General features: G+C 67.7%; 13 protein-coding genes. 7 read left to right on the forward strand and 6 right to left on the reverse strand.

All coding sequences use genetic code 11. From position 1 onward, the window contains the following. Nucleotides 1–7 precede the first annotated feature (7 nt). From AGI3411_RS28080 to AGI3411_RS28090, 3 genes are all read left to right on the forward strand, one after another. Nucleotides 8–199: a DUF2970 domain-containing protein gene (locus tag AGI3411_RS28080; RefSeq protein WP_062683649.1), complete on the forward strand. Its 192-nt coding sequence runs from the start codon at nucleotides 8–10 to the stop codon at nucleotides 197–199. A gap of 435 nt (nucleotides 200–634) precedes the next feature. Further along, nucleotides 635–2377 carry a nitrite/sulfite reductase gene (locus tag AGI3411_RS28085; protein ID WP_129530595.1) on the forward strand — a complete coding sequence of 581 codons (1743 nt, stop codon included), beginning with the start codon at nucleotides 635–637 and terminating at the stop codon, nucleotides 2375–2377. After that, nucleotides 2370–2915: a DUF934 domain-containing protein gene (locus AGI3411_RS28090; RefSeq protein WP_129530596.1), complete on the forward strand. Its 546-nt coding sequence runs from the start codon at nucleotides 2370–2372 to the stop codon at nucleotides 2913–2915. The genes AGI3411_RS28085 and AGI3411_RS28090 overlap by 8 nt, the downstream gene beginning before the upstream one ends. Before the next feature lie 21 nt (nucleotides 2916–2936). Here AGI3411_RS28090 and AGI3411_RS28095 read toward each other — a convergent pair whose 3' ends face one another. Further along, the gene (locus AGI3411_RS28095; RefSeq protein WP_129530597.1) at nucleotides 2937–3698 is read right to left on the reverse strand and encodes an IclR family transcriptional regulator; all 762 of its coding nucleotides are present in this window, start codon (nucleotides 3696–3698) and stop codon (nucleotides 2937–2939) included. 103 nt (nucleotides 3699–3801) lie between these two features. Here AGI3411_RS28095 and AGI3411_RS28100 point away from each other — a divergent pair, with 103 nt between their 5' ends. The 4 genes from AGI3411_RS28100 to AGI3411_RS28115 are packed head-to-tail and all read left to right on the forward strand — an operon-like array spanning nucleotide 3802 to nucleotide 7918. Beyond that, nucleotides 3802–4782: a Bug family tripartite tricarboxylate transporter substrate binding protein gene (locus AGI3411_RS28100; protein ID WP_129530598.1), complete on the forward strand. Its 981-nt coding sequence runs from the start codon at nucleotides 3802–3804 to the stop codon at nucleotides 4780–4782. Nucleotides 4783–4809: 27 nt separating this feature from the next. Next, a complete protein-coding gene (locus tag AGI3411_RS28105; RefSeq protein WP_129530599.1) occupies nucleotides 4810–6327 on the forward strand; it encodes a class I adenylate-forming enzyme family protein in 1518 nt (505 codons plus the stop codon). Continuing rightward, the gene (locus AGI3411_RS28110) at nucleotides 6324–7112 is read left to right on the forward strand and encodes a citryl-CoA lyase (protein ID WP_129530600.1); all 789 of its coding nucleotides are present in this window, start codon (nucleotides 6324–6326) and stop codon (nucleotides 7110–7112) included. The genes AGI3411_RS28105 and AGI3411_RS28110 overlap by 4 nt, the downstream gene beginning before the upstream one ends. Beyond that, nucleotides 7109–7918: an SDR family NAD(P)-dependent oxidoreductase gene (locus AGI3411_RS28115; RefSeq protein WP_129530601.1), complete on the forward strand. Its 810-nt coding sequence runs from the start codon at nucleotides 7109–7111 to the stop codon at nucleotides 7916–7918. Before AGI3411_RS28110 ends, AGI3411_RS28115 begins: the two co-directional genes overlap by 4 nt. Nucleotides 7919–7930: 12 nt before the next feature. On the opposite strand, the gene AGI3411_RS28120 is transcribed toward AGI3411_RS28115, so the two are convergent. The 5 genes from AGI3411_RS28120 to hemA form a co-directional block, all read right to left on the reverse strand. Continuing rightward, nucleotides 7931–8494: a UbiX family flavin prenyltransferase gene (locus AGI3411_RS28120; protein ID WP_129530602.1), complete on the reverse strand. Its 564-nt coding sequence runs from the start codon at nucleotides 8492–8494 to the stop codon at nucleotides 7931–7933. A 7-nt stretch (nucleotides 8495–8501) separates the two neighbouring features. After that, on the reverse strand, nucleotides 8502–8828 hold the full coding sequence (grxD, locus tag AGI3411_RS28125) for a Grx4 family monothiol glutaredoxin (RefSeq protein WP_129530603.1): 327 nt from the start codon (nucleotides 8826–8828) through the stop codon (nucleotides 8502–8504). Between the two features lie 94 nt (nucleotides 8829–8922). Next, nucleotides 8923–9747 carry a peptide chain release factor N(5)-glutamine methyltransferase gene (prmC, locus tag AGI3411_RS28130; RefSeq protein ID WP_129530604.1) on the reverse strand — a complete coding sequence of 275 codons (825 nt, stop codon included), beginning with the start codon at nucleotides 9745–9747 and terminating at the stop codon, nucleotides 8923–8925. Nucleotides 9748–9760: 13 nt separating this feature from the next. Next, a complete protein-coding gene (prfA, locus tag AGI3411_RS28135; RefSeq protein ID WP_129530605.1) occupies nucleotides 9761–10843 on the reverse strand; it encodes a peptide chain release factor 1 in 1083 nt (360 codons plus the stop codon). Nucleotides 10844–10932: 89 nt separating this feature from the next. After that, entirely contained in the window at nucleotides 10933–12207 is a 1275-nt protein-coding gene (hemA, locus tag AGI3411_RS28140) for a glutamyl-tRNA reductase (RefSeq protein ID WP_129530606.1), read from the reverse strand. Nucleotides 12208–12536 lie beyond the last annotated feature (329 nt).

Genomic DNA, 12536 nt, shown 5'->3' on the forward strand with positions numbered 1-12536 from the left:
AATAAACATGCTCGGTTTCTTGCGCACGGTCAAATCCGTGCTGTGGGGATTCTTCGGCGTACGCCGAGGCAAGGGCTACGATGCAGACATCGCCAACAACAAGCCGGCCCCGCTGATCCTGACCGGCCTGCTGATGGCGTTGTGCCTGGTCGTCATCCTGGTACTGGTCGCCCGCTGGGCCGTGAACGCCGCGTTGTAAAACACTGCGGCAAGTTCCTCCCCGCAGCGGCTGCACCCCGCGCGCGTTTTCGAAGCCCCGCCCACGAAGCCCGCAGTCCATAGAGGAGGCCTGCTGTACGAAGATCTCGGTCTAGTTAGTATGCCAACGAGCCGCCTCAAGGCAACGCAGCTGAGCAGCAAGCACAAAGCATGCGAAGTGGAATCCAACACTGGTCGAGGTCTAAAACCTCCGCAAAAATAGCCGCGCCGCCGCCGGGCCGCCCCAAGGCGGCGCAGCCCCCTTGGGGGGCAGCAAGCGAGCGAAGCGAGTGCAGCGTGGGGGCACTCATTACCTTATTACCAGAATGACTTAGACGGTCGCGGCGGCTGCCTGTTACGGTTATGAATCCCCTCTCTGGCGCGTAGCGCCAAGCGACCGCAGGGGCCGGACCGAGAAGATTTCAAGGGCAGTGACATGTACGTGTATGACCCCGTCGACCAGCAGCTCGTCGAGCAGCGCGTCGCGCAGTTCGCAGACCAGACCCGCCGCTTCCTCGACGGCCAGCTGACCGAAGACGAATTCCGCGTTCTGCGGCTGCAGAATGGCCTGTATATCCAGCGCCACGCGCCCATGCTGCGCGTGGCCATTCCGTACGGCATCCTGGCATCGCGCCAGCTGCGCACCCTGGCGCACATCGCACGCAAGTGGGACCACGGCTACGGCCATTTCAGCACCCGCCAGAACATTCAGTTCAACTGGCCCAAGCTCGAAAACGTGCCCGACATCCTCGCCGAACTGGCCACGGTCCAGATGCACGCTATCCAGACCAGCGGCAACTGCATCCGCAACACCACCACCGACCACTTCGCCGGCGTCGCGCCGGACGAACTCGTCGATCCGCTGGTCTGGTGCGAGATCATCCGCCAGTGGTCCACGCTGCACCCCGAATTCGCCTTCCTGCCGCGCAAGTTCAAGATCGCCGTCAGCGGCGCCGTGCAGGACCGCGCCGCCGTCGGCGTACACGACATCGGCCTGCAGGCGGTCGAGCGCGACGGCAAGCTGGGTTTCCGCGTCTGGGTGGGCGGCGGCCTGGGCCGCACGCCCATCGTCGGCAAGCTGATCAACCCCTTCGTCGAGTGGCAGGACCTGCTGACCTATTTGCAGGCCGCGCTGCGGGTCTACAACCTGCACGGCCGCCGCGACAACAAGTACAAGGCACGCATCAAGATCCTGGTGAAAGACCTGACGCCGGAAGTCTACGCGCAGCAGGTCGATGAACAGTGGCAGCTGATCAAGGGCGGCCCCGACACCATCACCCAGGAATTCGTCGACACGATCAAGGCCCGCTTCATCTGGCCGCAATACGACGCCGCAGCCGAGCAGGACGCGGACAACACCGCCGAACTCGCGGCCGCCGACCGCCGCTTCGCCCGCTGGCTGCGCACCAACGTGCATCCGCACAAGGTTCCCGGCTATGCCGCCGTGACCGTGTCGCTCAAGGCCACGGGCGTGCCGCCGGGCGACGTCACGGCCGACCAGATGGACGCAGTGGCCGACCTGGCCGACGGCTACGGTTTCGGCGAACTGCGGGTCTCGCATGAACAGAACCTGATCCTGGCCGACGTCCGCCGCGCGCGCCTGCACGAACTCTGGACCGCGCTGGAAGCGCTGAACCTGGCCACGCCCAACGTCGGCCTGCTGACCAACATCATCGCCTGTCCGGGCGGAGACTTCTGCGCGCTGGCCAATGCCGTCTCCATCCCCGTTGCCGAAGCGATCCAGCGCCAGTTCGACAACCTCGATTACCTGTTCGAGATCGGCGAGCTGGACTTGAACATCTCGGGCTGCATCAATTCCTGCGGCCATCACCATGTGGGCCACATCGGCATCCTCGGTGTCGACAAGGCCGGCGAGGAGTGGTACCAGGTCACGATCGGCGGCCGCCAGAACGGCGCGGCCAAGCCGCTGCCCGATATCGAATCGACGCGCGGTGGCGGCGCCGCGATCGGCCGCATCATCGGCCCGTCGTTCGCGCGCGACCAGGTCGCGGGCGTGGTCGACCGGCTGATCCGCACTTATCTGGGCCTGCGCGACAGCGAGGAAGAACGCTTCATCGACGTGGTGGACCGCGTCGGCATCGACCCCTTCAAGCAGGACGTCTATTCGGACCCCGCCTTCGCCAAACCCACGCAGCTCGCGGAGCCCGCCCATGCCTGATATCTACGCCCACGACGCCCCCGGCCCGCACCTGATCCGCGACGGCCGGCTGGAAGCCGACACGTTCCGCCTCTTCACGCCCGAACCCGAAGTGGCCGCCGAAGGCCAGGTGCCCGGCGACGCGCCGGGCTGGATCGTGCCGCTGTCCACCTGGAAAACGTCGCACGCCACCCTGCGCCGCCATCGCCATCCGGTCGCGGTCCTGCTGGAACCCGACGCCGACCTGCGCGACCTGGCCGAACCCGACGGCACGCTGGACCCCGCCGGCATCGCCTTCATCGCCGTGGACTTCCCGGTCTATACAGACGGCCGCGGCTATTCGCTGGCGCAGCTGCTGCGCACGCGCTACCACTGGCAGGGCGAACTGCGCGCGGTGGGCGACGTGATGATCGACACCATCCATTACCAGGCACGCGTCGGCTTCGACAGCTTCCTGGTCAAGCCCGGACATGACCCGCACAAGGCCCTGGAGGCCTTCAAGACGTTCACGGTGCACTACCAAAAGACGTACCGGGTGCCGGTGGCCGCGGCCGCCTAGCGTACCCTAGGCCCGTTCCCGCTAGAACGGCGGGACGGGCGCCAGCTGCGCGCGGATCAGGTCGGCGATGCTGCGCTGGCGCGGCGCCTGCATGCGGCTGATCAGGCTGGACACACTGACGGCCAGCCGCGGATACCCCGCGGCATCGCACAGCGCCACTCCCACGCCCAGCACGCCAGGCACCGCGGCATTGCCCACCACGGACCAGCCCCGGCCCCGGGTATTCTCCACCAGGCGGCGCATCTGGGCGACCGTCATGCCCCCGTAGGCGCGCAGCGCCTGCTCGTTCTGCGCCATCACCTCTTCGGCCTCATCGGGCGGCAGCGCCGCCAAGAGCGCGAGCCCGGCCGCGCCCACGCCCAGCGGCTGGCGATGCCCCACCGTCACCGCCAGCACCTGCACCGGATAGTTGCCCACTTCCCGGTGCAGGCAGAGCGAATCGTTCCCCGCCCGGCAGATGAGAAAAGCGGAATCGCCGCTCACGTCGCTGATCTGGCGCAGCACCGGCCGCAGGCCGCGCACGGCCTGGGCGTGCGGGTCGCCAGCCATCATCACGCCCAGTTCGGCCACGCGCCAGCGCGGCGCCTCCGACTCGCGCAGCGCATATCCCTCCTGCACCAGCACGTCGAGATAGCGGTAGACGGTGGACCGCTGCATGCCCGCCGCCCGCGCGATATCGACGACGTGCATCCCCGCCGCGCCGGCCTGGCGCAGGACGCCCAGCACGCGCAAGCCGCGGCGCAATACGCGCGGCCCCGCCTCTTCCGATTCTGGTTTGTTCAATTTCTGGACACGTTGCGTTGATGAGGGCTCTATCAAAGCCCAATATGAAGCGGGACAGACAAAGAGCTGTCCAAATATTAGACAAAACAGGACGGAGACAACAATGAAGACTCTCAGCAAGCGGTGGGCCGCGGCGACGGCCCTGGCCACGGTTATCGCGGCCCCTGCCCTCGCGGCCAAGCCCTATCCCGAGCGTCCCGTGACGCTGGTCGTCGGCTACGCCGCCGGCGGCGCCACCGACATCGTGGCGCGCCTGGTGGCGAAAACGCTCTCGGAAGAACTGGGCCAGACCTTCCTCGTCGAGAACAAGACGGGGGCCAACAGCAACATCGGCGCGGAAATCGTCTCGCGCGCCGCGCCCGACGGCTACACGCTGTATGTCGGCTCGATCGCCAACACGATCAACCGTTCGCTCTACAGCCAGTTGAACTACGACTTCGTGAAGGGTTTCGAGCCCGTCGGCCTGCTGGCGACCATTCCGAACATCCTGGTGGTCAATCCCAAGCTGCCGGTCAAGACCGTGCAGGAATACATCGCCTACGCCAAGGCGCACCCCGGCAAGCTGACCTGCGCGTCGTCCGGAAGCGGCTCGTCCATCCACCTGTCCTGCGAGCTGTTCAAGATGCAGACCGGCACCGACATCCTGCACGTGCCGTATCGCGGCAGCGGCCCGGCGGTGGCCGACCTGCTGGGCGGCCAGGTGGATTCCATGTTCGACAACCTGCCCTCGTCCCTGCCGCACGTGCAGGCCGGCAAGCTGCGCGCCATTGGCGTGACCTCGCCCCAGCGCCTGGACTCCGTGCCTGGCGCGCCCACCCTGGCGGAATCCGGGCTGCCCGGCTTCGACGTGGAGTCCTGGTTCGGCCTGGTCGCGCCCGCGGGCACGCCCAAGCCGGTCATCGACCGCCTCAACCAGGCCCTGAACAAGGCGCTGGCCAGCCCCGCGCTGCAGGCCTCGTACAAACAGTCCGGCTTCTACGCGCCGCAACCGCCCAATTCGCCCGAATCGTTCGGCAAGAAGATTGCCAGCGAAATCGACAAATGGGGCGCCGTCGTCAAAAACGCCAATCTCAAAGCCAACTAGGGCCTGTCCACACGCCAAGGAGCACAGGTGTACCCGATCGATTTTTTCTTCCGCGCCGCCGAGCAGCACCCGGAGCGCATCGCGCTGGACGGCCCCGAGGGCCAGGTGACGTACGCGCGGCTGGCCGCCGACACGCGCGCGCTGGCGGCCGCGCTGCAGGACCTGGATCCCGCGCCGCAGACGCGCGTGGCGATCTGCGCCGGCAACTCCGCGCGGCACATCCTGGCGCTGCTGGCCGTGCTGGCCAGCGGCAAGGTCTGGGTGCCGCTGAACTATCGCAGCACCGAGCGCGAGCTCGGGCGCATCCTGGATGCCACCGAGCCGTCCATCGTGATCGTCGACGGCGTGGGCGCGCCGCTGGCGCCCGCGTCCCAGGCGCCTGAAGGCCGGCGCTACGTCCACCTGGACGACGCGTCGGCCCCGCTCGCGCTGGACGCGCTGCTCGCCCGCCACGCCGGAAGCGCGCCGCGGCGTCATGCGCTGCCGCGCGACGCCACCCAGGCCATCAAGTTCACCGGCGGCACCACCGGCCTGCCCAAAGGCGTGATGCAGCCCTACCATGCCTGGAATGCCGGCATCATCAACCAGATATCCAGCTGGGAGCTCACGCACGAAGACCGCTACGTCGTCGCCGCGCCCATCACGCACGGCACGGGCACCTACCTGCTGCCGGTGCTGGCCCGGGGCGGCGCCCACCTGCTGCTGGACACGGTCAACCCGGCCAGCATCACGGCCGCCTTCCGCGAACGCGGCGGCACGCTGAGTTTCATGCCCCCCACGCTGATCTACATGATCATGGCGCAGCCCGGCGTTTCGCGCGCCGACTTCCCGCGCCTGCGCAACCTGATCTATGGCGGCGCGCCCATGCCCGTGGAAAAGATCGACAAGGCGCGCGCCTTCTTCGGCCCGGTGCTGGGCACCACCTACGGGCAGACCGAGGCGCCGCAGATCGTCACCGTGCTGCGGCCCGCCGACCTCGAAGTGCCGGAGAACCGCGCCTCGGTCGGCCGCGTCACCTGGCTGTCGGACGCCGCCATCATGGGCGCGGACGGCGCGTTGCTGCCGCGCGGAGAAATCGGCGAGGTCGTCGTGCAGGGCGATCTGGTGATGTCCGGCTACTGGCACCTGCCTGAGAAAACCGCCGAAACAGTGGTGGACGGCTGGCTGCATACCGGCGACACGGGCCTGATCGACGCGCGCGGCTACCTGTTCCTGAAAGACCGGCTGCGCGACGTCATCATCACGGGCGGCTTCAACATCTATCCGGTCGACGTCGAGAACGCCCTGTCGGCGCATCCCGCCGTGTATGAATGCTCGGTCTTCGGGCTGCCCGACGAAAAATGGGGCGAGGCCGTCCATGCCGCCGTCCAGTTCCATCCCGGCGCGCAGGCCAGCGAGGACGAGCTCAAGGCGCACGTGCGCGCCCTGCTCGGCCCGGTAGCCGCGCCCAAGCAGTTCCACATCCACGACAGCCTGCCGCGCTCCAGCGTGGGCAAGGTCCTGAAAAACGCCGTGCGCGACGCGGCCCGGAAGGAGACTTCATGAAAACGCCCGAAACCCGCCTCTGCGCCCATCACCTCACCGGCATGTCCTATCGCGACGTCGATCTGGTCGAGGACCTGATCGGCAAGAAGACCTTCACCGAAGTCATGATCATGCAGATCCTGGGCCGAGAGGCGCGGCCCGTCGATCTGCGCATCGTCGACGCGGTGCTCGTCACGCTGATGGAACATGGCATGACGCCCAGCGCCATCGCCACGCGCCTGATCTACATGAGCGCGCCGGAAAACCTGCAGGGCGCGGTCGCCTCCGGCCTGATGGCGGTGGGCAGCCAGTTCGTCGGCACCATGGAAAACTGCTCGCGCCTGCTGGACCGCATCCGCCAGGCGGCGGACGGGCAGGCCGAGGCGCTGGCCATCGCCCGTGAGTTCCGCGAGTCGCGCCGCGCCCTGCCCGGCTTCGGCCATCACCTGCACAAGCCCGACGACCCGCGCTCGATAAAGCTGCTGGCGCTGGCGGAGGCCGAGCCGGACCTGGCGGGGGATGCGGTCAAGGCGCTGCGCCTGCTCGCCGCCGCGGTAGACACGACCTACGGCAAGCACATCACCATCAACGCCACCGGCGCGGTGGCCGCGCTGCTGAGTGAAATCGGCGTGCCCACCGACCTGATGCGCGGCTTCGCCGTCATCTCGCGCGCCGCCGGCCTGGTGTCTCATGTGGCGGAAGAACAGCAAAGCCCGTCCGGCCGCTACATCTGGGAAACCATCGACCACGCCATTCCCTACGTCGGCGCCGGCAAGACGCGCGAGCAGGGCGAAGGCCAGCCATGACGGCCGGCAGCGATATCCGCCTGGCCGGCAAGATCGTCCTGGTGGCCGGGGCCGGCTCCTCGGCAGCCGGCTGGAGCATCGGCAAGGCCAGCTGCGTGACGATGGCGCGCCAGGGCGCTTCGATCGTGGCGCTGGACGCCAACCTGGACGCCGCCGAAGAGGCCGCCCACGAGGTCGAACAGGCCGGCGGCAACGCCCTGCCCTTGCGAGCGGACGTTGCCGATCCCGATGGCATGCGGGCTGCGGTGGACGCCGCGCTGCGCCGCTATGGACGCATCGACGTCCTGCAGGCTAATGCGGGCATCGGCAAGGTGGGAGGGCCGGAGGACATTGCCCTGGAAGACTGGGACCGCATTCAGCAGGTGAACGTGACCAGCCTGCTCATCGCCACGCGCCTGCTCGCGCCGCTCATGCGCGAGCAAGGCGGCGGCGCCATCGTTGCCGTGTCGTCCGTGGCGGGCATCCGCTATACGGGGTATCCGCACCTGGCGTACAGCGTGAGCAAGGCGGCCGTGATCCATTTTGCGCGGATGGCGGCGCAGCAATATGCCGCCGACCGCATCCGCGTGAATACGGTCATTCCGGGCCTGATCGATACGCCGCGCGTGGCGAAGAATGTTGCGCGCATGTTCGCTGCCGACGCCCGCGCCGCCAGCGCGGCGCGCGACAGGCAGGTGCCGATGGGCCGCATGGGCACGCCGTGGGAAGTGGCCAACGCCGTGGCGTTCCTGGCCTCGGACGAGGCATCCTATATCACCGGCACCGAACTGGTCGTGGATGGCGGCCTGACGGGCAGGTACGCGTGAGCGGCGTACGCGCTATTTCATGCCTTCCCAATGCGGGCCCGGCACCACGATATCGAAGAGCTCCAGCACGCGCGCCACGGTGTGATCCACCATCTCCTCGATGGATGCCGGCCGGTGGTAGAACGCCGGCAGCGGCGGAAACACGATGCCGCCCATCTCCGTCACGGCCGTCATGTTGCGCAGGTGCGCCAGGTTGAAGGGCGTCTCGCGCACCATCATCACCAGGCGCCGGCGCTCCTTGAGGGTAACGTCGGCGGCGCGCGTAATCAGGTTGTCTGACAGGCCGTGCGCCACCGCCGCCAGCGTGCGCATCGAACACGGCACGATCACCATGCCCGCGGTCTGGAACGCACCGCTGGCCAGCGTGGCGCCCACGTCGCGCACGCTGTGCACGTGGTCGGCCAGGGCGTAGACGTCGTGGCGGCTGACGTCCAGTTCGTGCTTGATGTTCAGCACGCCGGACGCCGACACCACCAGATGCGTCTCCACATCGTCCACGCCACGCAATGCCTGCAGCATGCGCACGGCGTAGAGCGCCCCGGTGGCGCCCGTGATGCCGATGACAAGCCGCCGCATGGGCCGCTTAGGCCATCGCGCCGGATTGCTCCAGCAGGGTCTTCAGTTCGCCGGACTCGTTCATCTCGTTCATGATGTCCGAACCGCCGACGAACTCGCCGCCCACGTACAGCTGCGGGATGGTGGGCCAGTTGGAGAATTCCTTGATGCCCTGGCGGACTTCGTCGTCCTCGAGCACATTGACGGTGACCAGCTTCTTCACGCCACAGCCCTTCAGGATCTGGATGGCCTTGCCGGAAAAGCCGCATTGCGGGAACTGGGCGGTGCCCTTCATGAACAGCACGACGGAGTGCTGGGTCACGGTTTCGCGGATGAATTCTTGAACGTCGCTCATGGTGGTCTCTTGGACAGGCGTAGGGGAATACGCCAATTATAGGTACAGCAAGAAAATTCGCCCGGATACCCCGGGCGCGGCACCGGGAATCCCCTCAGCCGGGAAGCCGGCCGCCGGAGATCCGTTCGATGCCGGCGAGGTCCCGACGGCTGTGCACGGCGTCGAATCCCGCCTCGGCCAGCAACTCCCGGACCGCCTGCGCCTGGTCCCAGCCGTGTTCCATCCACAGGGCGCCGCCCCGTTTCAGGTGGCGGCGGGCGCCCTGCACGATGCGGGCCAGATCTTCCAGGCCTCCCGCGCCGTCGGTCAGCGCGCCCCGCGGCTCGAAACGCACGTCGCCCTGGTCGAGATGCGGGTCGTCGCAGGCCACGTAGGGGGGATTGGATACGATCAGGTCGAAGCCTTCGCCCGCGGGCACGGCTTCGTACCAGCTGCCTTCGACCAGGCGGACGGACGCGGCCAGATCCCAGGCGTTGGCGGCCGCCACGGCCAGCGCGGCCGCGCTGACATCGGACGCCATCACCCGCGCGTCGCGGCGCGCCAGGGCGATCGAGATCGCGATGGCCCCGCTGCCCGTGCCCAGGTCCAGCACGGCGGGCGCCGCCAGCCCGGCCAGGCATTCCAGCGCGGTCTCGACCAGCACCTCGGTATCCGGGCGCGGGATCAGCACGTCGGGGCTGACGCGGAAGCGGTGCCCCATGAACTCGCGGTGGCCCAGCAGATAGGCCATGGGCTCGCCGGACAGGCGCCGCTGGGCCAGCGACTCGTAGGCGGCGGCCACCTCGGGCAGCAGCGGGTCGGTGTCATGCGCCAGCAGCCAGGCGCGCGGCTTTCCCAGCACATGCTCCAGCAGCATGCGCACCTCCAGCCTGGGCAGGCGCGTGTCGATCAGCAGGGTCTTCAGCTGGGGCGGCGTCATGGCGAGCGCCGCTTCAGATGTCGTCGCCCAGCGCCGCCAACTGCTCGGCCTGGTGCTCGGCGATCAGGGCGCCGGTCAGCTCTTCCAGATCGCCTTCCATGATCTGCTGCAGCTTGTACAGCGTCAGGTTGATGCGGTGGTCGGTCACCCGACCCTGGGGGAAGTTATAGGTGCGGATGCGCTCGGAACGGTCGCCCGAACCGATCAGGCTCTTGCGCTCGGCCGCTTCTTTGCTCTGCCGCTCGCGGACTTCCTTGTCCTTCAGGCGCGCGGCCAGGACCTGCATGGCCTTGTCCTTGTTGCGGTGCTGGGAACGGTCGTCCTGGCATTCCACCACCAGCCCGGTCGGCAAGTGGGTGATGCGCACGGCCGAGTCGGTCTTGTTGATGTGCTGCCCGCCCGCGCCGCTGGCGCGGAAGGTATCGATGCGCAGGTCGTTCGGGTTGATGACGATGTCCGACATCTCGTCCGCTTCCGCCATGATCGCCACGGTGCAGGCCGACGTATGGATGCGGCCCTGCGCCTCGGTGGCGGGCACGCGCTGCACCCGGTGCGCGCCGGATTCGAATTTCAGGCGGCCATAGGCGCCGTCGCCGTCGATGCGCGCGATCACTTCCTTGTAGCCGCCCAGCTCCGACGCGCTTTCCGACATCAGTTCGACGCGCCAGCCGCGCTGTTCCGCGTACCGGGTGTACATGCGCAGCAGGTCGCCCGAGAACAGCGCACTTTCGTCGCCGCCCGTGCCCGCGCGGATTTCCAGGAACACGCTGCGCCCGTCGTTGGGGTCGCGCGGCAGCAACAGCAGCTGCAGCGCACCTTCCAGTTCCTCCAGCTTGACGCGCCCGGACTTGATCTCGTCTTCGGCCATGGCCTTCAGATCAGGGTCGGACAGCATCTCCTGGGCGGCCGCCAGGTCCTCTTCGGTACGGGCGAAGGCAGTGAACGCCTCGACCACGGGCTCCAGTTCGGCGCGCTCACGCGAGAGCTTGCGGAAACGATCCATATCGGACGCGGTTTCCGGTTCGGCAAGCAAGGCGTCGACCTCGATGAGGCGGTGGCACAAATGCTCCAGCCGGCTGCGCATGGAAGATTTCATGGGGAATGACCAAAAAGAAAGCGGAAAAGCGGAGCGGACGCCCAAAAAACGAACGCCCGCCAGAGAGGGCGGGACGTGGGACAGCGTCGCTAACGGCGGGAATCGCGGCCGGGAAACAGGCGCGGCATCCAGGCAAGCAGCTGCTTGCGGTCGTCGCCTTCGCTGCGGTTCAGGGCCGCCAGCGGGCCGTGCAGATATTTCTGCGTCAGGCCATGGGCCAGCTGCTCGAGCACGGCTTCGGGCGATTCGCCCCGCGCCAGCAGCTTACGGGCGCGCTCCAGCTCGGCGCTGCGGACGTCCTCGGCGGCCTGGTGCAAGTCGCGGATGACGGGAACCACTTCGCGGGACTGCATCCAGTGCATGAAGCCCTGGACGCGGGTTTCGATGATGGCTTCGGCCTGCACGACCGCGGCGCGGCGCGCATCCGTGCCGGTCTGCACCAGGCGGCCCAGGTCGTCCACCGAGTACAGGTAGACGTCGTCCAGGCGGCCGACTTCGGGCTCGATGTCGCGCGGCACGGCCAAGTCGATCATGACCATCGGACGGTGGCGGCGCAGGCGCGTGGCCCGTTCCACCATCCCCAGGCCGAGGATGGGCAGCGAGCTTGCCGTACAGGACACGATGACGTCGAACTCGGACAGTCGGTCGGTCAGGTCGGACAGCTTCATGGTGCTGGCCGAAAAGCGGTTGGCCAGGATTTCGGCGCGCTCGGCCGTGCGATTGGCCACCACCATGCTGCGCGGACGCTGCGCGGCGAAGTGCGTGGCGCACAATTCGATCATTTCGCCCGCGCCGATGAACAGCGTGCGGGCCTGGTCCAGGTTGCCGAACACGCGCTCGGCCAGGCGGACGGCGGCGGCGGCCATGGATACCGACTGCGCCCCGATGGCGGTCTGCGACCGCACTTCCTTGGCCACCGAGAAGGTGCGCTGGAACATCTGGTGCAGCAAGGTGCCCAGGGCCCCGGCTTCGCCGGCGGCGCGCACCGCGTCTTTCATCTGGCCCACGATCTGGGTTTCGCCCAGCACCATGGAGTCCAGGCCGCTGGCCACGCGGAAAGCGTGGCGCACGGCGTCGTCCTGGTGATGGCGGTACAGGTGCGGGCGCAGCGTGCCGGCGTCCAGGCGGTTGTGTTCAGCCAGCCAGGCGGGCAGCTGATCCGCCACGTGGCCGTCGGCCGCGCAATAGATCTCGGTTCGGTTACAGGTGGACAGGATCGCGGCTTCGCGCACGGAGCCGCCGAACGCCGAGCGCAGGCCTTCCAGGGCGGGCTTTACCAGATCGACGGGCATGGACACGCGTTCGCGGACCGAAACCGGCGCGGACGTGTGATTCAGACCGAAGGCAAGGACAGCTACCGACATGGGGAAGGGACGGCCAGGCCATCCGCGCGTAAGCGTTAAAACTGCCACCAGAAACAACTGCGCCACAGGAAAGGCCCGTAGCGGCAGACCGCTAATGATTATACCCCTGCGGGTTATCCCCAGGCCAGCCCGCCGCCCAACCGCGCCCCTGAGCCGCACCTTTCGTGCCCTCTAACCAACACTTGGGGCGATTCCGGCCGCGGCGAAGCATGTTCAGGCATTTTTAACCACGGCTGGCACAAGCCCGAAAAATTGTGTATAGTTGCGGACTTCGTTGGCCTGGTAGCTCAGTCGGTAGAGCAGAGGATTGAAAATCCTTGTGTCGGTGG

Source organism: Achromobacter agilis, assembly GCF_900496965.1.
Lineage (GTDB): Bacteria > Pseudomonadota > Gammaproteobacteria > Burkholderiales > Burkholderiaceae_B > Achromobacter > Achromobacter agilis.